Consider the following 21633-nt stretch of genomic DNA (forward strand, 5'->3'; position numbering starts at 1 on the left):
ATGATGAAAATTCTGATAGTTAATGATCTGAAATAACCGCAACCGGCTCGAACAACGCCGTCTCCAATCCGATTGGCCGGTCAAAAGCCAACGGTTGAACAATATTGCGCACCAGCGCCTGCCAGAATCCCTGATATAACCATTGCTGCAGAGGATGGGTAGGCTCAACCGGGAAACAAGGTCCATGATTGGCTTCCAGCAGCCAGACCTTGCTATTGGCATCAAGCATAAAATCCATCCCGAACAGGGCAATATTTTTTTGCTCTTTTTGACTGAACAGATTAGGGAAATCTCCCTGCAAGGCCTGCATCAGGTTTACGGTTATTTGCCGGATTTGGTCATACAGCGAAGGAAAGAAATCGAAACGATCAGAAGGGATCTGAATAACATTCGATTCGGAATCGTATAAGTGCTCGTTAGTTAAATGAGGCCGCAATTCAATAAAATTTTCGGGATTATACCGATTACATGCGACATTAAAATAACCATGACGATAAAGAAAAGCGCCGGCAAAATCCGTCAGCACCAGAAATAATCGGATGCTGAATTTGCGATCATCACGCAGCAGGTAAGGGTTTGTAATATATTGTTGTAATACATGCTCGCCGCCTAGTCGGTTCCGCGATAAAAAATGCTGTTCGATTTGCTCCGGGCTGGTAAAAATTTTAATGTGCTGACCATTATTCAGCAAAGCAGGTTTTAATATCCAAATCTGATCGGCCGCGCTGACTTCAGTCAATATCTGCGGCCAATTGCTGTCATTAATACAGTATGTGGCCGGCATAATCCAGTTGCAACGGCGGTTTATCAGATCAGCCAGCAAATGCTTATACTCCAGGGTCTGTGCCGCCTGTGGATTAAAAGAAAAATTACTGTCGCTGAAATCAGCCCGCCACCGAAAGCGAGTGCTTCTCCAGCCGGATTCCGTCAGATACCGGCTTAAATTATAATAAGCCGGCGACTGGTGTTCGGGAAGATAAAAACGTCCTGTTTGAGAAGGCAGCGCCATATTGCTCCCTGTTAATTAGTCGGTGCGCCTGCCAACTGCCGTGACAAAGAACCCAGGAAGAAAGCGGCGATTATGCCAGCAAGCAAGCCCCAGAAAGCGGCGCTGACACCGAACAGATTAACACCTGATGCGGATACCAGAAAAGTAATTAATGCCGGTTCACGTTGGCTTTCGTCATCAACAGCAACCTTCAGGTTTGCTCCCAGCGTACCTAATAAGGCAATGCCGGCAATACCTGCGATCAACTCTTTAGGAAAGGCGGTTAAAATACTGACTAATGATGCACTGAATATGCCAATTAATAAATAAAACACGCCTGCCCAGATCGTTGCCCGATACCGCCTGGATGGATCAGCTTCCGCATGTTCGCTGGTGCAAATGGCGGCAGTCATTGCCGCCAGATTTACTGAAAAACCGCCAAATGGGGCAATCAGCAGATTAATAAACCCCAGTAGTGTAACCAGCGGCGAAACAGGCGGATAATAACCGGCGCTATGCAATACGGCAAAACCGGGAACCATTTGTGAGGTCATAGTCACAATAAACAGCGGTACGCCGACACTGATTAATACTTGCCAGGAGAATTCAGGCTTTACCAGGATTGGATAAGCAAAGCTCAAATGGAAATCCGGGATGTGAACCAGATTTTGGCTGCAGGCTATGCTGGTTCCGACTATTAGCACCATCAGTATTGCCAGACGCGGAAAAAGGCGCTTGCCTATCAGATAGGTAATTAGCATTAGACAGATTAACAACATCTGATCTTGCATCGCAACAAAAACATTCAACCCAAAATTCAATAAAATACCGGCAAGCATTGCAGAGGCCAGCGAGCGCGGGATATGCGCCATCAGCCGGGCAAAGCAGCCAGTCGCCCCAGCGATAACTACCAGCAGAGCAGAGAGAATAAACGCCCCGATTGCCTGCGGCAGGCTTACGCCAGAAAGACTTGCTACCAGGAGCGCTGCCCCTGGCGTTGACCAGGCGACCAGGATCGGCATGCGGTAATATAATGAAACAAAGAAACAGCCGAAAGCTACGCCGACCCCCAGCGCCAGCAACCATGAACTGACCTGTGCCGAAGTTGCCCCCGCAGCGGCCGCTGCCTGAAAAATTATTACAGCGGAACTGGTAAAACCGACCATAACAGCGATAAAACCGGCTGTAATATTGGCAATAGAAAAATATTTTGACATGATAAACCTATTTTTGCAGGTTGAAGCGAGTAATGACAGGTAGCGTATGGCAGTCGTGCCAGGCTCGGGCGAAGAATAACATTGTTTTACCATAAAGCACAAGCGGTGAACACTGTAAAATCAAAGCCTATTGTATGAAGCAAGCCACAAAACAGACTGTAAAACTTCTGTAAAAATTTTAACTAAAATTCAGGTCAATGATTCTGATTATGCTAAACTTAACAAGAGATAAATAGAGGATTAGGAAGTTATGGCAGATGAAGCAGAAAGCACAAGCCCAGCAGTAGAGGCATCAGCTCCTGAGGAAGCTCCAGCGCCAGAAGCAGCGGCTCCAGAGGCAGCGGCGCCTGAGGCGGCGGGTCCTGCCGCAGCGCAGACTCCTGGCCCGGCAAAGCCCGCGCCTGCAGCTTCAAAAAAAGAAGAGCCTAAAGAAGCGCCTAAAAAAGAAAGTGTCGCCTCTGGCCTGGCCAAAAAAGAAAAGGACGATGATCTGTTAATGAAATGGATCAAAGAACTTCTGCGAATGCTTATCGAATTATACGAAGCACAGGAAGCGGCGCAGAAGAATATGAAAGGGCTGGAGGATGCCAAAGAGCAACAACAGGAAGCGCAGCAAGAGCAGCAGGAACAACAGCAAGAAGAACCGGAAGACATTCTCGGCGATTCCTTCATGCAGGATCTGGATAACGAAAATGATCAGACGCCGGAAATGGCAGGGCCTGAGCAAGACAACCAGGATCCGGCAGTAGAAATGTCAGCTCCTGCCAGCTCCATTAAAGCGGAAAGTGTTAACAATCCCGATTTTTTGCAAGGCGTGGATGCACCAGCATCGGGCGCAGAATCATCTTCCCCAGAAAAATCGAACGACTTGGAAGAAACAGCAGAAAATGCAAATTCCATGGCTATGGGTGGTTAGAACCCGGTCTTTGCGAACGCAGTGAAACTGGATAGTTTCGCTATCGCTCGCAAAGGCGTGGTTTATGGTCATAGATAAAATTTGCTCACAGAACCTGGAAGCATATGATTTCAGCGTTATTCAATGTATAATAGCAAAACAATGAGCTCAGCTAATTGATTTGCATTATCTCACGGTACACCAATAAGGTTTCTTATGATTACAAATATTCGTAATATCGCCATCATCGCGCACGTTGATCATGGTAAAACAACATTAGTCGATAAACTACTGCAGCAAACAGGTACTTTAAATGAACGAGGCCCGCGCGTAGAGCGCGTCATGGACTCCAACGATCTGGAAAAAGAGCGCGGAATTACCATTCTGGCTAAAAATACCTGCGTTAACTGGAACGGCTATCAGATCAACATCGTTGACACCCCGGGGCATGCCGACTTTGGCGGGGAAGTTGAACGCATCCTGTCTATGGTTGATTGCGTATTACTGCTGGTTGACGCGGTAGACGGCCCTATGCCGCAAACCCGCTTTGTTACCCAGAAAGCATTTGCTCAAGGCTTAAACCCCATCGTTGTCATTAATAAAATTGATCGTCCAGGCGCACGTCCGCACTGGGTTATGGATCAGGTGTTTGATCTGTTTGATAACCTTGGCGCAACTGATAAACAGCTTGATTTCCCGGTTGTATACGCATCAGCGCTGAATGGTTATGCCAAACTTGATCTCGATGATGAATCAAGCGATATGAATCCTTTACTGCAGACAATTGTTGATCAGGTTAATCCGCCGGATGTGGATGAAAATGGTCCTTTCCAGATGCAGATTAGTTCCCTGGATTACTCTTCTTATGTCGGAACAATTGGTATTGGCCGCATTACCCGCGGACGGATTAAAGCCAAGTCGCCAATTAAAATTATTGATAAAGACGGCAATATTCGCAGTGGCCGTATCCTGCAATTGCTCGGCTTTAAAGGGCTTGAGCGGGTTGAAGTGGAAGAAGCCGGCGCTGGCGATATCATAGCGGTAACGGGTATTGAACAGCTCAATATTTCAGATACTTTATGTGATCCCAATCAGGTAGAAGCCCTGCCCGCATTGTCTGTCGATGAACCTACCATCAGCATGACTTTCCAGGTTAATGACTCACCTTTTGCTGGTCAGGAAGGTAAATTTGTTACCAGTCGTAAAATTCGTGAACGTCTTGAGACTGAACTGTTGCATAATGTCGCGTTACGGGTTGAAGACACTGCTGATCCGGATAAATTCCGTGTTTCCGGCCGTGGCGAACTGCATCTTTCCATTCTAATTGAAAACATGCGTCGTGAAGGCTATGAGCTTGCGATTTGCAAACCAGAAGTCATTATGCGCGAAGAAAACGGTGAATTGCAGGAGCCTTATGAGCGGTTAACCGTGGATGTCGAAGAAAATCACCAGGGTTCTATCATGGAAAAACTGGGTGAACGCCGAGCCGAGATGCAAAATATGCTTCCTGATGGTAAAGGCCGGGTTCGACTCGATTATATCGTTCCAACTCGCGGTCTGATTGGTTTCCACACTGAATTCCTGTCAAGCACGTCAGGCACCGGATTGATGTATCATGTTTATGATCATTATGGTCCCGCCGTCAAAGGCCGTTTGGGCAAACGCAATAACGGCGTACTTATCGCCAATTGCCAGGGTACTGCACGCGCATTCGCCCTGTTTAACCTGCAAGACCGCGGCCGGCTGTTTATTGATCCCCAGGTAGCTTGTTATGAAGGCATGGTGGTTGGTATCCATTCGCGCGATAATGATTTGGTTGTTAACGTCACCAAAGAAAAGCAACTGACTAACATTCGTGCATCAGGCAGTGACGAAAATATTCTGCTGACACCGCCAATCAGGCTGTCGCTTGAGCAGGCGCTTGAGTTTATTGATGATGATGAATTGGTTGAAGTGACACCGCAAACAATCCGCATCCGCAAGAAAGAACTGAAAGAAAATGAGCGTAAGCGTACATCGCGCGCCAATGCAGAGGACTAAAATAAACGGAGGTCAGGGTCAACCATGAAACAGAAATTTCAACGCGCTATTCTGTATGCACGCCAGCATCGTGCCAATCAGGGCGTCAATGAAAGCCTGCAACGCCTGATAGATTTTTTAAAAGGCCGGCAGGTTGAAACCTTTGTTGATGTTGATACCGCCTCGTTCTTTCCAACCAACATACCTGTACTTGCCCGCAGCGAAATGGGCAAGCAGCAGGATATCATTATTGTCATCGGCGGCGACGGCAGTCTGTTATCAGCCGCCCGTATGGCAATCAGCGTTGATGTGCCGGTTATAGGCGTTAATCGTGGACGGCTGGGCTTTTTGACCGATATTTCACCGCAGGATATCGAGACGCAGCTTGGCGCTGTTCTTGATGGTCAATATCAGGAAGAACAACGTTTCTTATTAAAAACCAGCATTCACGACAATCAAAATGTTTATTTTCAAGGTAATGCCTTGAATGATGTCGTGCTAAGCCGGGGTACTGAAACTCATTTAATTGAATTTGATGTGTACATTGATCAGCAGTTTGTCAGCCACTACCGCTCTGACGGAATGATTTTAGCGACACCGACAGGTTCCACCGCCTACGCTTTGTCGGCTGGCGGGCCGATTATGCATCCGCAACTTAGCGCGATCGTGTTGGTACCCATGTTTTCTCACAGCTTAAGCTCAAGACCATTGGTTGTTGACAGCCAGGTTTCCATCGACCTGCAGATCAGCAAACGCAACGAATCTGATTTGCGCATCAGCTGTGACGGTCATGAGTCTAGGCTGGTAAAACCAGGGCAACAGGTTACTATTGAGAAAAATGCCCAGCGATTACGCTTGCTGCACCCCCTTGATTACCATTATTATGATACCCTAAGAATTAAACTTGGCTGGGAATCCAAACACCAGGGATAACATTATGCTCACCACCTTGCGCATTGAAAATTTTGCTATCGTTAAACAACTTGAACTCGATTTTTCAAAAGGAATGACCGCTTTCACCGGTGAAACCGGCGCGGGCAAATCCATTATGATTGATGCATTAATGCTGGCTATGGGCGGCCGCGCTGATGCATCGGTCATTCGCACCGGTGAAGAAAAATGCGATATCAGCACGGTTTTTTATATTGACCAGCAGTCAGAAGCAATACAATGGCTTAACGAGCATGATATTGATTCAGAGAATGGCGAAATCTTATTACGCCGGGTTCTCTATGCCGAAGGCCGTTCCAAATCCTATATTAACGGACAGCCCTTTCCACAGCAGAAAGTAAAGGAATTAAGCGAAATGCTGGTCCATATCCATGGTCAGCATCAGCACCAGACCCTCATGCTGCACCAGACTCACCGTCAGCAGCTGGATAACTTTGCCGCACATCATGATTTGCTGGCCGATGTCCAGCAGCAATACCGCCAATGCCAGAAAATTAAAACCGAACTGGATACTCTGCTAAATGCCGAAAACAGCAAAGATCGGGCAGATCTGCTTGGTTTCCAGATTGAAGAATTGCAAGCGCTGGCGCCTGTCGAAGGCGAAATGCAGCAATTGAGCGAAGAGCACCAATTGTTACATCACGCTCAGGATTATTTGCAGGCCACTCAGCAACTGGTCAATCTGCTAAATGCCGATGATGAACCGAATATCTGCCAGGGATTGAATCATGTGATGCAATTGTTGCAAAGCCTGCCGCAAGAGCTGGCCGCGGTTAAAAATGCCGGCGAATTAATTAATAGCGCACTAATCCAGTGCGAAGAAGCGCTGGATGAAATCCAGGGTTTTGCCGAACAGGTTCAGCTTGATCCGGAACGTTTGCAGGCTGTTGAAACAAGGCTTGGGGCAATCCATCAGGCCGCCCGTAAATATCATGTTGACGCTAACGAATTATCCGGACATTTATTGCAGTTGCAGCAGGAGCTCGCCGATTTCGAGAACGCCGAGAATCGCATAATAAAATTACAGCATGATTATAAGCAGCAACTGGCGGCCTATGAGCAGTCTGCACAACGCTTGCGTGAGTCACGCCTTAAGCACGCTTCGGCTCTGGCAGAAGAAATAAGTGCCATTATCAAACAGCTGGGAATGCCTAAGGGCTACATTACTATTGAAATTACACCGCTTGATAAAATGCAGCCGCATGGCCTTGATAAAGTAGAATATAAAGTCTGCACCAATCCCGGCATGGCGCCCGATACGCTGGCCAAAATTGCCTCCGGCGGCGAACTGTCACGCATTAGCCTGGCCATTCAGATGATCACCGCCCAGCGGGGCGCAACGCCTACCCTGTTATTCGATGAAGTGGACGTCGGCATAGGCGGCGCGACAGCTGCGTTAGTAGGACAATTACTGCGTCGGCTGGGCGAACGGCTGCAGATCTTCTGCGTCACTCATCAGCCCCAGGTTGCATCGTCTGCCCACCATCATTTTATGGTAGAAAAAAACAGTGACAACAACCAGACTTTCTCGCGCATTATTAAACTTGGCCAAACTGAAAGGATAGATGAAATTGCCCGTATGTTAGGCGGTTTGACCATTACCGAGCAAACTCGTTCGCATGCGAAAGAACTGTTAACTGACAGCGTGTAATTTAAATTACACGCTCGCCGAATTCTTCAATCCGGAATATCCTGATTGCAATCACGATCATAATCGCATTGTAGACAATATTAATGCCTACATAACAAATAACAGCGCCTAAAAGACCCAGCCAACGAACAAGAATAATACTGGCTATGGTCTGCAATAACAGCATGCTCATCGTTAATCGGGCGCCCACAGAGCTGCCTTCACGCGAATATTGAATCATTTTGGATAATGGCATGGAAATCGAATAAGTCACCACATTAATCAGACAGGCATAAGTATAAGGCAAAGCATCAATGAAGTTAGACTGGTAAAGCAACAGAACCTGCCTGGCGGTAAATCCCATTATCGCCATGATAACCAATGCGATTGCGAAGCAGATTAACAGGTATTTGCGCATGACCGCCTTCAGCTGTTCACGGCTTTGGGCAAATGCCGCAGAGATATCAGGACCGATTAAAATTCCAATCGGCGCTATCGCGATAAATGCCAGATTGATAATCGAACTGGTAGCCGAGAACAACCCGACCGAATGCTCATTATGCCCTAACCACTCAATCACCATCAGTGGAATAGTTGCAAACACATAACGATTCAGATTTTGCACGGTATAACCATAAATTTTTTCGCGCCATTGGGTCGGACGTTGATTGGCAATATCTTTGTAGATCTGAATTTTTGACCGGCGATTAATTATCAGAGAAACCAGAACGATGATTAAATAACTCAAAATAAAGCCGATTAACATAACATGCGGGAAATAGTGAGGATCGTCATGGAAAAAGCGAGGAAATATATAAAAATAAATAGCCAGGCTCAATAGAAAATAACACAGGGTCTGCAGCAGGCTTAGCACTACGGCCGTGCGCATATAATCAACAGCGCGGAAATACTGAATAAAGATATTGTAGAGCGACAATGCAACCGTACCCCATAAAAACAGGAATAGCGGATGGCTAAGATCAAAAAGGGTAATATCCGACAATGCGCGTGCCAGGGCAATGAGAGCAATGCTGCATAACAGGCCGGAAACAAACATTGTGGTGTAGATCGGCTGTAGAAAGTCCTTGATCGATTGAGTCAGGCTGACAATATCGCTATATTTTTCCTGGATATAATATTTGGGAATGTAATAAGCAATAATGGAGTCAATGCCCAGGGTAATGAAAGTCGCCAATAATAACAGCGCACTGGTCGCCACCGAAAAATCACCAAACAACGCTTCACCGGCATGACGGGCAACCAGCATATTCACGACAAACAGCATGAATTGATCAGCAATAATAATAAACAGGTTTAAAGCAAAATCCATTTGAAACAACACTACCTTGTGTAATTGTTATTTCTGGCGACTGTAGCAGAGATGCCCTACAGGGTCAATTTCACCATAAGAATAATCAAATCAGCGCAGGTTGGGCTGTAAAACCCATAGCCGTAAAGCTAAGGAATTAAATTTCTACATTTCACAATATCGTTCGGGCTGAGGAAGCGCTTTAGCGCTGTCTCGAAGCCTGTGGTAGAGTGCCACGCCTTCGAGACAAATGCTCCGCATTTTCCTCAGGCCGAACGAATATGTGCTATAAAAGCCAGCAGTCAGTTAAGGAATTTTGTACATTTACTATTCTAATTTCCTATGTACCTGGCTTAACTTGACAGCCATGGGCTGTAAAACCCAACACTCTTCACCAGCCAGCGAACAAAACTATTTTTTATCCATTAATGGGCAGGCTGTAACTGGCAAGCAATGATGAACCTCACTGCGGCAAACATTCCCGCCTCTGGCCCATAATCCACTGGTTAGCGTACTTTTCATGGCCTGATTACTCTGAATGCTGATGAAAAATGGCCATTGCCGTTTAAGCAATTTATACGTACAAGTGATCATATTTTGTTCATCAACCGCTGCCCATGCAAAGCATAACCGGCCATCAGGAACTTTCTCGCCAGGAACCATAACCTGCCATTCTATGCCTGCATTCATCAGAGTCTTATCGCCCAGCGCTTTTGCCATTACGGCAGTATCCGGACAATAATTAACGGCTGGTCTCCGCAATTTAAGCGGAGCGCCTGCATTCAGGCTGGTAGTAAGTACTGCCGCTACAAGCATAATTCCACGTTTTGCCAACTGTGATCGAGTGAGCATCCGCTGCTCCTGTAAATGCTGATATGTATAATTATAAACCATGTATATGGGATTAGGGCTATAAACATATAAAATAGTCCCGCCAATAAGATTTTTTTCCTAGGGTGTGTTTTTAAAGTTTTTCTGGAAGCGAAAAGGCAAGAAAATGAGGCTGAATTTTTGGTCGATTGAGGCGAATAGCCGGCTCTATTTAACGAAATCGAGCATAAATTCAGACCATTTTATTGCTTTTGGAGCCCAGAAATAACTTTAAAAACACGCCCTAAGATAAGCTTAAGGAATTTATGTTATCTTGATTCAATCACCATATCATGTATTGGAGGTATATATGTCCCGCGTTAAAGTCTTTATTAAAGGTGACTGTGACACTGGTAAAACCCAACTCCTTAATCGACTGAGCGATAGCTCGTTTTCAAATAGATATATAGCAACCATTGGTTTAGATTTTGCCAAATATGCTCACAATGAAAACAATTTTTTCTTATGGGATACCGCTGGGCAGGAGAGATTTCAAACCTTTGATCCAGAAATGCTAAAAGACTCGAAAGTTATATTGTACTGTATTAGTGTATCTTCCTCAAATCTTTCGGCTTTTTTAGCTTTTTATAAAAAAGATATTGTTAATACACAATCGAATTATCCTACCGCAAAAATTATCATTGTCGCGACTAAAATGGATAAAAAAGAGGATAATTTCAATAACCTGACATTAATCCATGAGGTTGCTAAACAGTATAATTGTCCATGTATAGAAACATCGGCAAAGGATAACACCGGGATTATAGAATTAAAGAACCAAATATCGGCATTAGCTAAGCCTGCTGCAACAACCGAATCGCAAATAAATGTGGAAAAAGAAAGACTTAAATCAATAATTAATACTCTTATCAGCAATATTGAGGATGGCACAGGCCGAAAAACTTCGGGGCGGGGCTCAGCGAAGGTTGTAAAGTTACAAAATGAATTGACAGCAATAACAACAACTGAAAATTTTGATGAACAAGCGACTATCGTAAGACTTAAGAAAATATGTGCCGAACAACGACATCCATGGCGGTTATTTCATACTCCTCATAGCGCTAGAGAACTTGAGGAATTATTGGTACCTTCCCCTACAATTTCTACGCTCTTACAGAAGTAGTAGCCTTGACTCTTTGCACAGGACAACTTCTGTAGGTTGGGTCGTTCCGACCCAGCATTATTAATCTTCAATCACTTTTCAGATCTTGAGTGCCCGATAAAAAGTCTTGTTGGGCAAAAACGACCCAACCCACACGTAATACAAAAAATTGTCCGGCACAAAGGGAGACACAATCAAGGTTTTCCTCTCTTAAGATTAATTTAAGGAATAAATGTTATCATAGTTACATAACATTTATTCTGTATCGGAGCATATATGCACCTCTTTAAAGTTCTCATGATGGGCGATTCTAATACTGGTAAAACTCAAATCTTAAATCGACTGACAAATGTCGCATTTTCAAATGAATATAAGGCAACCAGTAGTATTGATTTTGTTGCGTATGAGCACGATGAAAACAGATTTCAATTATGGGATACCGCTGGGATAAAGAGATTTCAACATCTAGGCATGGTTTTTTACAGAGGCACGGATGTTATATTGTACTGCATTAATGTATCTCAGACAGATCTTGCGGCCAATGTAGCTTTTTATAAAAAAGAGATTGATAATACACAATCGAATTGTCCCACTGCAAAAGTTATCATTGTCGCGACTAAAATGGATGAAAAAGAGGATTTGCATAACCTGAAATTAATCCATGAGGTTGCTAAACAGTATAATTGTCCATGTATAGAAACATCGGCAAAGGATAACACCGGGATTATAGAATTAAAGAACCAAATAACGGCATTAGTTAAGCCTGCTGCAACAACCGAATCGCAAATAAATATGGAAAAAGAAAGACTTAAATCAATAATTAATACTCTTATCAGCAACATTGAGAACGGCACAGGCCGAAAAACTTCGGGGCGGGGCTCAGCGAAAGTTGTAAAGTTACAAAATGAATTAACAGCAATAACAACAGCTGAAAATTTTGATGAACAAGCGACTATCGGAAGACTTAAGAAAATATGTGCCGAACAACGACATCCATGGCGGTTATTTCATACTCCTCATAGCGCTAGAGAACTTGAGGAATTATTGGTACCTCAATCTACAGCACCTACGGCCTTGCAGAATCAGTAGCAGGTGGGCATCCCCGCGAAAGCGGGAGCCAACTGGAGAAATGGATTCCCGCCTTCGCAGAATCTCAGTGTCCTATTAATTTTGGCTTAAGGAATTTTTGTTATAATGGTTATGTAGTAATCATTATATGTGGGAATACATATGGTTTTTAAAATCCTGATTAAAGGCGACAAAAATGCTGGTAAAACTGAACTTGGTAATCGCTTATCACTCAATCCGTTTTCCGGTATTTATAAAACTACCTCTAGTGCTGCCTTTTACCAATATGAAGAACCGGATGATAAAGGCAATATAGACACATTTAAATTATGGGAAACCACTAATGATAAGAAATATCAAGCCCTTACTATTATTCAGCAACGAAACATAAACGTCCTGATTTATTGCATTAACGCATCTCAATCAAATCTTGCGGATAAGCTACCTGATTATAAAACAGAGATTGATGAAATTTTGGCATCTAATTCAGACGCTAGACTAATTGTAGTCGCGACAAAGATAGATCTAAAAGAAATTGAGGATAATCTGAAACTAATACAGAAATTTGCTAAAGAGAATGCCTGTCCCTGTATAGAAACCTCTGCAAAGGATAACACTGGAATTGATCAATTAAAGCAGCAAATATCGGTATCAGCTCGTCTCGCGGCAACAACTGAACCGCTAAACCCGAAATCGATATCAGCTCCTCCTGCTGCAACAACCGAACCGCCAATAAATCCGGAATCGGTACCAGCTCATCCTGCTGCAACAACCGAATCGCCAATAAATCCGGAAAGAGAAAGACTGAAAGAAATAATTACAACTCTTATCCATAATATTGAGAACGGCACAGGCCGAATAACTTCGGGGAGGGATTCAGCAAAGGTTACAAAATTAAAAGATGTATTAACAGCAATAACAACAGCTGAAAATTTTGATGAACAAGCGACTATCGGAAGACTTAAGAAAATATGTGCCGAACAACGCCACCCATGGCGGTTATTTCATACCCCGCATAGTGCTAGAGAACTTGAAAAATTATTGGTACCTTCACCCACAATTTCTACGCTCTCGCAGAAATAGCAGCCTTCACTAGCCCGCGTGAATGGCAGTATCCTCTTAATTCTGGCTTAAGGTATTTTTGTTATAATGATTAAATAATATTCATTATGTATGGGAGTACATATGGACTTTAAAATCCTCATTAAAGGCGACGGTGAAGCTGGTAAAACAGAACTTGGTAATCGCTTATCAGGCAATAAGTTTTCCCGTGTTTATAAAAAAACCTTGGATACTGCCGATTACAAATATAAAAAACCGGATGATAAAGGCAATATAGACACATTTAATTTAGTAGAAATCACTAATAATAAGAGAATGGGAGACGTCTATACTCGTCTTCATCGACCAACCACAAATGCCCTAATATATTGCATTAGTATCTCTCAATCTAAGCTTGCGGAAATGCTACCTGATTATAAGAAGGAGATTGATGAAATTTTGACATCCAATTCAAAAATCAAACTAATTGTAGTCGCTACCAAGGTAGATCAAAAAGATTATGAGGATAATCTGAAACTAATACAGCAATTTGCTAAAGAGAATGCCTGTTCCTGCATAGAAACTTCTGCATGGACTAACACTGGAATTACTGAATTAAAAAACCAAATATCGGCATTAGTTCATCCTGCTGCAACAACCGAATTGCCATTAAACCCGGAACCGGTATCAGCTCATCCTGCTGTAACAACCGAACCGCCAATAAATCCGGAATCGGTACCACCCCCCCCTGCTGCAACAACCGAACCGCCATTAAACCCGGAACCGGTATCAGCTCATCCTGCTGCAACAACCGAATTGCCAATAAATCCGGAAAAAGAAAGACTAATATTAATAGTTAACACTCTTATCAAGAATATTGAGAACGGCACAGGCCGAAAAACTTCGGGGAGGGGTTCAGCCAAGGTTAAAAAATTGAGAGATGAATTGACAGCAATAACTACAGCTGAAAATTTTAATGAACAAGCGACTATTGTAAGGCTTAAGAAAATATGTGCCGAACAACGACATCCATGGCGGCTATTTCATACTCCGCATAGCGCTAGAGAACTTGAGGAGTTATTGGAACCTTCATCTACAATTTTTACGCCCTCGCAGCAGTAGCAGCCTTGACTCTTTGCACAGGGCAATCTCTGTAGGTTGGGTCGTTCCGACCCAACATTATTAATCTTCAATCACTTTTCAGATTTTGAGTGCTTGATAAAAATTCTTGTTGGGTCAAAACGACCCAACCTACAAAAATTGTCCGGCACTAAGAACCTACACTTATGATGGCTACATTGTTAAGATTTAGTTAAGGATTGACTGTTAAAATGGGTATATTTTAGTGGAAATGAGTCCAATGTATGCGTAATAAAATTTTAATTATAGGTGATTTAGGAGCAGGTAAAACACAGTTATCAAATCGTTTCACAGAGCAGCCCTTTTCGCCAACTTATTATGGCACCATAGCTGCTGATTATAACCAATTCCAATTGAACAACAGGATTTTTCAGCTCGTGGATAAATCCGGAGATAAGCGCTATCAATCCTTGCTTGCTTATATAGAACAAGATGCATCATTATTTTTGTATTGCATTGATGCCTCGCAGCCAGATCTTGCCGCCAGGTTGCCTGGTTATAAAGCAGCGATTGCAGAGAAACAAAAACACCTTCCTAAAGCAAAAATGCTCTTAATCGCAACCAAGAGGGATGAAGAGAGTTCTGGTAAAAATATCGCATTGTTAACCCGGTTTGCAAAAGAAAATAATTATTCTTGCATCGAAACATCAGCTAAAGCCAACACTGGTATTGATAAGTTAAAACAAGAAATTCAGCGTGTGTTTAATTGTGAAGAAAATGCACTGAAAAAAGCAAAACTCCTGGCTATTGTAACCACGCTGATCAGGAATATAGAAATTGGTAAAAACCGGAAAACTACCGGGATGGGTTCGGATAAAGTTGCAGAGCTAAAGAAAGCGTTGGCAGCGATAGAACAAACAACGGATGGAAGTTTTAATGAACAGGACACTATCGTTAAGATTAGGGGAATATGTATACAACGGCGCAATTCATGGGATTTCTTTCGTACACCTCATAGTGTGAAGGAGTTTGAGAATTTGTTGCTGGCTGAGGCTCCGGTGGGTGGTATGTAATTTGTTTTACCCTCTCCCCGGCCCTCTCCCGGTACGGGAGAGGGGGAAGTGGATGCTGTGGGGGTATGGTGTCTGTTTTTTCCCTCTCTCCGGCCCTCTCCCGGTACGGGAGAGGGGGAAGTGGATGCTGGGGGTATGGTGTCTGCTTTTCCCCTCTCCCCGACCCTCTCCCGGTACGGGAGAGGGGGAAGTGGATGCTGGGGGTATGGTGTCTGCTTTTCCCCTCTCCCCGACCCTCTCCCGGTACGGGAGAGGGGGAAGTGGATGCTGTGGGGGTATGGTGTCTGTTTTTCCCCTCTCCCCGGCCCTCTCCCGGTACGGGAGAGGGGGAAGTGGATGCTGTGGGGGTATGGTGTCTGCTTTTCCCCTCTCCCCAACCCTCTCTCGGTACGGGAGAGGGGAAATGATGTTTATTAAACTTTTTAAACCCCCTCTCCCGTATCGGGAGAGGGTTGGGGAGAGGGGAAATATTCTTCTCTTAATGCCCTCAAAATCACCTCCAGTACCGTTCCAGTCTGCTGAAGCACATCATTATTCCAAAACCTCAACACACGATACCCTTGAGAGTTAAGATATAAAGTTCTTTTTTCATCGTATTCTTGATTCAGCATATGCTGGCCGCCATCCAGCTCAACGATTAATTTTTGTTGCATGCAAACAAAATCAACAATGTAATTATCTATAGGTACTTGCCTTTTAAACTTGAAACCTTCCAAGCGGTGGGCTCGAAGGTATAACCATAGTCGGGATTCGGCATCGGTGCTGGCTTGGCGGAGGGCTTTAGCTCTTTTTAGAAAATCTGGTTTCATTTTGTCCTTTTACCCTCTCCCCGGCCCTCTCCCGATACGGGAGAGGGGGCGTTGATGTTTATTAAACTCCTCAAACTCCCTCTCCAATATGGAAGAGGGGATTCGATGTTTATTAAACTCCTTAAACTCCCTCTCAATATGGAAGAGGGGATTCGATGTTTATTAAACTCCTTAAACTCCCTCTCCCGTATCGGGAGAGGGTTGGGGAGAGGGAATTTTATTTTCTGTTTCCCGCTTCTTCCTGGAAAACATTTTCCTGAAACGCGCAGCAATTAAAACCGGAACCAACGCGAGCAATTTACCAAATTTAATAAGCAATGCACCTAAAATGGCAAACAATCCGAACTTCTTGGCGGCCATTGTTCCAGCGATAAGCGCAGTCAGTGTATAGCTGGCTTTTTTATCGGTACTTTCAACATAATCCTGATAACGTTTGCCTTCATTAAATTTAATTGTATTTAATATTTTTCCCAGATGCGGATATGTCGCCTCATAGTCCTCGGCAGGTACGATCATTGTGGTTCCTAACCAACCCTCTCTTCCTAAAGTACCAACAGTATTGAGGATGCTATTTTCAGTATTGTCCTGACTCTTTATAGCTACCGCAAATTCAAAGCGATGCGTTTCAGCCTGATAGGATGGTTTTTTCTTCCAGCCAATAATATCCAAACTGCTATAACCTTGGCTCACGCGCTCCTTATTTACACCCTTGGCTGCTTTTTTTATATCCTTGAGTATATTCTCCATATTACTATTTTTTGCATCGGTATCAGAAATATAACCGTCATTCCTGAAAGTAATCGGAATCATCCAACCAATATCAAACTGATCAGGCAATATACAACCCTGAACATATCGAAGATTTTCTGCCTGCGCCCCCCACGCCGCCATGAGTTTTTCAGTTTGCGCCTTAGGAATAAAAAGATACCCGGCAGGCAAATCAATAGTGGCCTGATCAGCGATAGAAATAGTTGCGGGTCCTGTGATTCTGTCACGAATAACTTCCTGAAAAACACGTTCCTGCTCCATTTCATCAGCATCGATAGCCATAGCAGCAGATTGAAATAACATCAAAAAGATAATTGCGAAAAAGTTGGCAGCTTGCTTATACATTATTATTTTCCATGAATATAAAACGCGGGTATGGTGCCTTTTGTACCGATCATTGTCAATGATCGGCTGCTATTCCTGGTTCAGGTAGGTTCGGCGCTCGTTCATCGTTTCAATGCTGTTTAAGACTGTATTTCTGGCAATTTCCTGCATAATTGGTATGTCAATGAGCGGGGTACCGTTATGGATAGAATAGGCAATCAGAAAGCTGTCTTGCCAGGTTTTTTCATTTTTGCGGCTATGCGATTTTAACCATAGCGCAGCCCAGAGAAAATGGAAGAGCCAGTAATCACGGTGCTTTTCCAACTCTAGCTCAAAAATAGCATCCAGCGCATCTTCAATTACACAAATCTTGACGCCATTGACAATACTGCTACAACGATTAACCAGCTTGTCTACATGCGCACTTTCAATAAACCATGATTCACAGAATGCCTTGGTGCCAAACCACGATCTGGAGCGTTTAAACGATGAGGCAATCAGTTCCGGAGTAAACGGTGTAATCTGAATACTGATATTATCGATTATGGCAGGAATATCGATCAACTCGGGGTGAAAATGCAATCCCAGCATTTCCTGTATTTCAAGCAAATGCAGATCAGGCGATTTACCCTGATTAACAGTAACCGCCAAAAAATGGTTTGTAATTAACTGGAGATAATCAACATTAACGCCCCGCAGAGACACGCTTTCATCAAACGCATCGGCATAATAGCGTTCGATTTCCTTGCTATCCATTTCCGGGGTTATCCAGGCATCTTTAATACCAAGTCCCTGTTTCAACAATAAACCACAGAGGCGATACTTTCTTCCTTTGCGAAACTGTACAAAAATACCCTGTGCACCACTGCCGTCAACTTCACTTGACTTGATCTTATATGTCGGCGCTTTACTTTCTTTCCTGAACACAACCCCTTTCATCCGCTGAATTTTAATCCAGCGATTAAACTGATCCTGATAGGGTTGCGGATACCAGTTAGCCAATACCTGCAAACGCGATAAGGAATTGGAAGTAAAAGTCACCGCATGAATAAGTTCTTCGATAGTGGCTGCAACCATGGAACGCACTTCGGGCTTCGGATGCATCAAGCCAAGTAAGGCAATATCCTGCCCTTGCGGAACACTATAAAGATCAATCACCAGATCACAGAAAAATTCCGCAGGCATGGCATGACTTTGAGCAAAGAAATTTTCTGCGATATCAAAAACCGATAAATCGGACAGTTCGGTAATCATATCCTGAATTGCAGCCAGATGATCCACCTCTGACTCATCAGAAACCTCAACATCCTGCCCTGCCAAATCAAGATAGGCATCGCGCAAGGTTGACGATAATTCAACATGCACATCGTAAAACGCATTTAAAATGGGCAGCCAGAAACTTAGACTGTGGTTGTTCTGGCGAATAATTTCTGCCAGGTAATCCATCAATCGATTTAAAGTCTTATGCGCACTTTTACTACCGGTTTCATGGCTTGATTGTAACTGGGCTACACAAACATCGAGGGCATAAATACAAGCGGAATAGTAAGCACGTTCGTTTTCGACCTGCTCATCAGTCATCAGATTGATAATATCAATTAGCTGAAAAGCAAGTTCAGGATTAATCAGAAATGAATTAAAATGGTTAGAATCAGGCTCGGTATTACTTTCAATAAGACCGGCCATATCATGAATCCACTGCTTTAAAAAATCATTGTCCTTGCTCATTACGGTTTAGCCACCTGTCTTGGCCTGCCATGTTCATCAATGGCAACGAACACAAAGGTTCCTTCAGTTACCTGAAACCGTTCCAGGCTGATTGCTGATTGTGTCCATACCTCAACGGCAATTGTCATCGAGGTATTGCCTTGCTTGATTAGCTCAACATGGCAACTGACTACGTCACCGACATGAACCGGCTTCAAAAAGGTCATCGAATTAATTGCAACCGTGGCAACCCGGCCAAGAGCAATTTTCTTTGCAAGTACGCCCGCGGCCAAGTCCATTTGCGACACCAGCCATCCGCCGAAAATGTCGCCATTTGCGTTGGTATCGGCGGGCATAGCTAATGTTTGTATTGTTATTTCGCCACGGGGAGCGTCTTTCATTCAGAACCTCGCTTTAATTTGGAGAAAGCATCAGCCATTGCCGTATTAAACATCGGTTTTTTATTATTGCCGAAAGCAGGTTGCTTTTTATCTTGTGCTTTTTTCTGCAACTGCGGCTTTTTCGCGGCCTGGGTATTGGCCGGCTGCGGCTTGCTGAATTTGACCGGTTTTTTCTGCTGGGCGGCAGCTGGCGCTTTTTCTTCATCCAGACGCATGCTCAGGCCAATACGGCGGCGTTCTTTATCAACTTCTACCACCTTCACCGTTACAATATCGCCAGCCTTCACTACAGTATGCGGATCGGTAATATAGCGGTTAGTGAGCGCAGAAATATGAACCAGGCCATCCTGATGGACGCCGATATCTACAAAGGCGCCAAAATTGGTTACATTGCTGATCACGCCTTCAAGAATCATTCCCTCATGCAGGTGGCTGATGTCTTCAACACCCTCTTTAAAGGATACCGTTTTAAATTCTGGACGTGGATCACGGCCAGGCTTTTCCAGTTCTTTTAATACGTCGCGAATAGTCGGCAAACCAAATTGCTCATCAGCAAACTCTTGCGCATTAACACTTTGCAGCAAGTCCCGGTTACCAATGATTTGCTTTAATTCCAGTTTTTGGGTTGCCAGAATCTTTTCAACCAATGGATACGCTTCCGGATGCACTGAAGACGAATCCAGGGGGTTGTCGCCATTCATAATCCGCAAGAAACCAGCCGCCTGTTCAAAGGTGCGCTCACCCATCCGTGGAACCTGTTTTAATTGTTCCCGGGTTTGAAACGCGCCATGCTCGTCGCGGTAGCGGACAATATTTTCCGCCAGTGTCTTGTTCAGGCCGGAAACTCGGGTCAGCAGCGGTACAGAGGCAGTGTTAACATCAACGCCAACCAGGTTTACGCAATCTTCAACCACTCCATCAAGGCCGCGGGCCAGACGGCTTTGGTTGACATCATGCTGGTACTGACCGACCCCGATTGATTTGGGATCGATTTTAACAAGCTCGGCCAGTGGATCCTGAATTCGTCTGGCAATGGATATTGCGCCACGCAAACTTACATCGATATCTGGAAATTCTTCTGCTGCCAGTTCAGAGGCGGAATAAACCGATGCTCCGGCTTCACTGACTACGACTTTGGTCAGTTTCAGATCTGGATACATTTTTATTAAATCAGCAACCAGACGCTCGGTATCGCGCGAGCCAGTGCCGTTACCAATACTAAACAGCGTCACATTGTGACGAACTGCGAGTTTGGCTAATTCGGCAATCGCCTGATGCCATTCATTTTGCGGCGCAAAAGGATACACAGTAGTATAATCCAGCAACTTGCCAGTGACATCAATAACACTCGCCTTCACGCCTGTCCGAATACCGGGGTCAAGACCAATAGTTACGCGCTGGCCGGCTGGCGCAGCCAGCAGCAGATCACGCAGGTTGCGTGCGAATACGTTTATCGCCTCTTCATCAGCAGCTTCACGTAAGCGATTCAATAATTCCAGTTCCAGCTTGGTGAACAGCTTCACCTTCCATGCCATACGCACTGTTTCAAGCAGCCAGCTATCAGCAGCACGCTGTTGGTCAGTAATCTTAAACCACGATGCAATACGGCGCTCGCCATATTCAACGTCGTCAGTCAGCACTAATGATAATTGCAGGCAATTTTCACGGCGGCCACGGAAAAGCGCCAGAGCACGGTGAGACGGGATTTTTTTAACCGGCTCGGAATATTCAAAATAATCAGCGAATTTAGCTGCAGCCTTATTAGCCTTGTGTTCCGCGGAGGCAACCGATTTCAGCACAGCATTTTGCCAGAGATACTCACGCAGCTCGGTAATCAGCTCTGCATCTTCGGTAAATTGTTCCATCAGAATCTGGCGTGCACCTTCGAGAGCAGCCTTGGCGTCATTGATCTCTGCTTCAGGATTAATGTATTGGCCGGCCTGGGTTTCCGGATCAAGAGCCGGATCCTGCAATAATGCCTGTGCCAATGGTTCAAGCCCTGCTTCCCGTGCAATCTGCGCCTTGGTACGCCGTTTGGGACGGTATGGCAGGTACAAGTCTTCCAGTCTGGTTTTGGTATCAGCGGCCAGAATGCTTTTTTCAAGCTCGGGGGTAAGTTTTCCTTGCTCGGTAATCGATTGCAACACAACCGCACGACGCTCATCCAGTTCACGGATATAATGCAGCCGCTCAGCCAATCCCCGCAAATGGGTATCATCCAATCCGCCGGTGGCTTCCTTTCGGTAGCGTGCGATAAAGGGAACTGTAGCCCCCTCATCCAGTAACCGAATAGCTGCTTCTACTTGCGATACTTTAACATTAAGCTCCCGCGCAATCACACTAGCAGCCGATAGCATCTCTTGAACCATTTACATCCCCGT

18 protein-coding genes are annotated in these 21633 nt (G+C 44.5%); 9 read left to right on the top strand and 9 right to left on the bottom strand.

What is annotated here, in order from left to right; all coding sequences use genetic code 11:
- Window positions 1–19: 19 nt before the first annotated feature.
- Together ACFORL_RS11840 and ACFORL_RS11845 are read right to left on the bottom strand one after the other, a co-directional pair.
- Window positions 20–1009, bottom strand: a complete 990-nt coding sequence (locus tag ACFORL_RS11840) for a tubulin-tyrosine ligase (protein ID WP_382344291.1) — start codon at window positions 1007–1009, stop codon at window positions 20–22.
- Between the two features lie 11 nt (window positions 1010–1020).
- The gene (locus tag ACFORL_RS11845; protein ID WP_382344293.1) at window positions 1021–2298 is read right to left on the bottom strand and encodes a benzoate/H(+) symporter BenE family transporter; all 1278 of its coding nucleotides are present in this window, start codon (window positions 2296–2298) and stop codon (window positions 1021–1023) included.
- A gap of 157 nt (window positions 2299–2455) precedes the next feature.
- Here ACFORL_RS11845 and ACFORL_RS11850 point away from each other — a divergent pair, with 157 nt between their 5' ends.
- The 4 genes from ACFORL_RS11850 (at window position 2456) to recN (ending at window position 7721) form a co-directional block, all read left to right on the top strand.
- A complete protein-coding gene (locus ACFORL_RS11850) occupies window positions 2456–3121 on the top strand; it encodes a hypothetical protein (RefSeq protein WP_382344295.1) in 666 nt (221 codons plus the stop codon).
- Window positions 3122–3316: 195 nt separating this feature from the next.
- The gene (gene typA, locus ACFORL_RS11855) at window positions 3317–5140 is read left to right on the top strand and encodes a translational GTPase TypA (protein WP_382344297.1); all 1824 of its coding nucleotides are present in this window, start codon (window positions 3317–3319) and stop codon (window positions 5138–5140) included.
- Between the two features lie 24 nt (window positions 5141–5164).
- Window positions 5165–6052: an NAD(+) kinase gene (locus ACFORL_RS11860; RefSeq protein WP_382344299.1), complete on the top strand. Its 888-nt coding sequence runs from the start codon at window positions 5165–5167 to the stop codon at window positions 6050–6052.
- Window positions 6053–6056: 4 nt separating this feature from the next.
- Window positions 6057–7721 carry a DNA repair protein RecN gene (gene recN, locus ACFORL_RS11865; RefSeq protein WP_382344301.1) on the top strand — a complete coding sequence of 555 codons (1665 nt, stop codon included), beginning with the start codon at window positions 6057–6059 and terminating at the stop codon, window positions 7719–7721.
- Between the two features lies 1 nt (window position 7722).
- Here the strand turns inward: recN and ACFORL_RS11870 are convergent, their stop codons facing one another.
- Both ACFORL_RS11870 and ACFORL_RS11875 read right to left on the bottom strand, forming a co-directional pair.
- Window positions 7723–9030: a lipopolysaccharide biosynthesis protein gene (locus tag ACFORL_RS11870; protein ID WP_382344303.1), complete on the bottom strand. Its 1308-nt coding sequence runs from the start codon at window positions 9028–9030 to the stop codon at window positions 7723–7725.
- A 390-nt stretch (window positions 9031–9420) separates the two neighbouring features.
- Window positions 9421–9861, bottom strand: coding sequence for a hypothetical protein (locus ACFORL_RS11875; protein ID WP_382344305.1), 441 nt, complete (start codon window positions 9859–9861; stop codon window positions 9421–9423).
- 328 nt (window positions 9862–10189) lie between these two features.
- On the opposite strand from ACFORL_RS11875, the gene ACFORL_RS11880 reads away from it, so the two are divergent.
- The 5 genes from ACFORL_RS11880 to ACFORL_RS11900 all read left to right on the top strand — a co-directional run bounded on the left by ACFORL_RS11880 (window position 10190) and on the right by ACFORL_RS11900 (window position 15243).
- Window positions 10190–11002 (top strand): Rab family GTPase, encoded by an 813-nt coding sequence (locus ACFORL_RS11880; RefSeq protein ID WP_382344307.1) that lies wholly within the window; start codon window positions 10190–10192, stop codon window positions 11000–11002.
- 255 nt (window positions 11003–11257) lie between these two features.
- The gene (locus ACFORL_RS11885) at window positions 11258–12070 is read left to right on the top strand and encodes a Rab family GTPase (RefSeq protein WP_382344309.1); all 813 of its coding nucleotides are present in this window, start codon (window positions 11258–11260) and stop codon (window positions 12068–12070) included.
- 141 nt (window positions 12071–12211) lie between these two features.
- Complete coding sequence (locus tag ACFORL_RS11890) at window positions 12212–13132, top strand: GTP-binding protein (protein ID WP_382344311.1); 921 nt, start codon at window positions 12212–12214, stop codon at window positions 13130–13132.
- 102 nt (window positions 13133–13234) lie between these two features.
- On the top strand, window positions 13235–14212 hold the full coding sequence (locus tag ACFORL_RS11895; protein ID WP_382344313.1) for a GTP-binding protein: 978 nt from the start codon (window positions 13235–13237) through the stop codon (window positions 14210–14212).
- A 242-nt stretch (window positions 14213–14454) separates the two neighbouring features.
- On the top strand, window positions 14455–15243 hold the full coding sequence (locus ACFORL_RS11900) for a GTP-binding protein (protein ID WP_382344315.1): 789 nt from the start codon (window positions 14455–14457) through the stop codon (window positions 15241–15243).
- Window positions 15244–15665: 422 nt separating this feature from the next.
- On the opposite strand, the gene ACFORL_RS11905 is transcribed toward ACFORL_RS11900, so the two are convergent.
- From ACFORL_RS11905 to ACFORL_RS11925, 5 genes are all read right to left on the bottom strand, one after another.
- On the bottom strand, window positions 15666–16052 hold the full coding sequence (locus ACFORL_RS11905) for an endonuclease domain-containing protein (RefSeq protein ID WP_382344317.1): 387 nt from the start codon (window positions 16050–16052) through the stop codon (window positions 15666–15668).
- 171 nt (window positions 16053–16223) lie between these two features.
- The gene (locus tag ACFORL_RS11910; protein ID WP_382344318.1) at window positions 16224–17165 is read right to left on the bottom strand and encodes a DUF2167 domain-containing protein; all 942 of its coding nucleotides are present in this window, start codon (window positions 17163–17165) and stop codon (window positions 16224–16226) included.
- A gap of 69 nt (window positions 17166–17234) precedes the next feature.
- A complete protein-coding gene (locus ACFORL_RS11915; protein ID WP_382344320.1) occupies window positions 17235–18872 on the bottom strand; it encodes a hypothetical protein in 1638 nt (545 codons plus the stop codon).
- Window positions 18872–19252, bottom strand: a complete 381-nt coding sequence (locus ACFORL_RS11920; protein WP_382344322.1) for an acyl-CoA thioesterase — start codon at window positions 19250–19252, stop codon at window positions 18872–18874. Before ACFORL_RS11920 ends, ACFORL_RS11915 begins: the two co-directional genes overlap by 1 nt.
- On the bottom strand, window positions 19249–21621 hold the full coding sequence (locus ACFORL_RS11925) for a Tex family protein (protein WP_382344324.1): 2373 nt from the start codon (window positions 21619–21621) through the stop codon (window positions 19249–19251). Before ACFORL_RS11925 ends, ACFORL_RS11920 begins: the two co-directional genes overlap by 4 nt.
- Window positions 21622–21633: the final 12 nt, after the last annotated feature.

Origin of the sequence: Legionella dresdenensis (assembly GCF_042649825.1) — a bacterium.
GTDB classification, from domain to species: Bacteria; Pseudomonadota; Gammaproteobacteria; order Legionellales; family Legionellaceae; genus Legionella_C; species Legionella_C dresdenensis.

Coding starts and splice junctions, on each gene's coding strand:
- ACFORL_RS11840 (WP_382344291.1), bottom strand. CDS start 1,009: ATGGCGCTGCCTTCTCAAACAGGACGTTTTTATCTTCCCGAACACCAG.
- ACFORL_RS11845 (WP_382344293.1), bottom strand. CDS start 2,298: ATGGTAAAACAATGTTATTCTTCGCCCGAGCCTGGCACGACTGCCATA.
- ACFORL_RS11850 (WP_382344295.1), top strand. CDS start 2,456: ATGGCAGATGAAGCAGAAAGCACAAGCCCAGCAGTAGAGGCATCAGCT.
- typA (WP_382344297.1), top strand. CDS start 3,317: ATGATTACAAATATTCGTAATATCGCCATCATCGCGCACGTTGATCAT.
- ACFORL_RS11860 (WP_382344299.1), top strand. CDS start 5,165: ATGAAACAGAAATTTCAACGCGCTATTCTGTATGCACGCCAGCATCGT.
- recN (WP_382344301.1), top strand. CDS start 6,057: ATGCTCACCACCTTGCGCATTGAAAATTTTGCTATCGTTAAACAACTT.
- ACFORL_RS11870 (WP_382344303.1), bottom strand. CDS start 9,030: ATGGATTTTGCTTTAAACCTGTTTATTATTATTGCTGATCAATTCATG.
- ACFORL_RS11875 (WP_382344305.1), bottom strand. CDS start 9,861: ATGCTCACTCGATCACAGTTGGCAAAACGTGGAATTATGCTTGTAGCG.
- ACFORL_RS11880 (WP_382344307.1), top strand. CDS start 10,190: ATGTCCCGCGTTAAAGTCTTTATTAAAGGTGACTGTGACACTGGTAAA.
- ACFORL_RS11885 (WP_382344309.1), top strand. CDS start 11,258: ATGCACCTCTTTAAAGTTCTCATGATGGGCGATTCTAATACTGGTAAA.
- ACFORL_RS11890 (WP_382344311.1), top strand. CDS start 12,212: ATGGTTTTTAAAATCCTGATTAAAGGCGACAAAAATGCTGGTAAAACT.
- ACFORL_RS11895 (WP_382344313.1), top strand. CDS start 13,235: ATGGACTTTAAAATCCTCATTAAAGGCGACGGTGAAGCTGGTAAAACA.
- ACFORL_RS11900 (WP_382344315.1), top strand. CDS start 14,455: ATGCGTAATAAAATTTTAATTATAGGTGATTTAGGAGCAGGTAAAACA.
- ACFORL_RS11905 (WP_382344317.1), bottom strand. CDS start 16,052: ATGAAACCAGATTTTCTAAAAAGAGCTAAAGCCCTCCGCCAAGCCAGC.
- ACFORL_RS11910 (WP_382344318.1), bottom strand. CDS start 17,165: ATGTATAAGCAAGCTGCCAACTTTTTCGCAATTATCTTTTTGATGTTA.
- ACFORL_RS11915 (WP_382344320.1), bottom strand. CDS start 18,872: ATGAGCAAGGACAATGATTTTTTAAAGCAGTGGATTCATGATATGGCC.
- ACFORL_RS11920 (WP_382344322.1), bottom strand. CDS start 19,252: ATGAAAGACGCTCCCCGTGGCGAAATAACAATACAAACATTAGCTATG.
- ACFORL_RS11925 (WP_382344324.1), bottom strand. CDS start 21,621: ATGGTTCAAGAGATGCTATCGGCTGCTAGTGTGATTGCGCGGGAGCTT.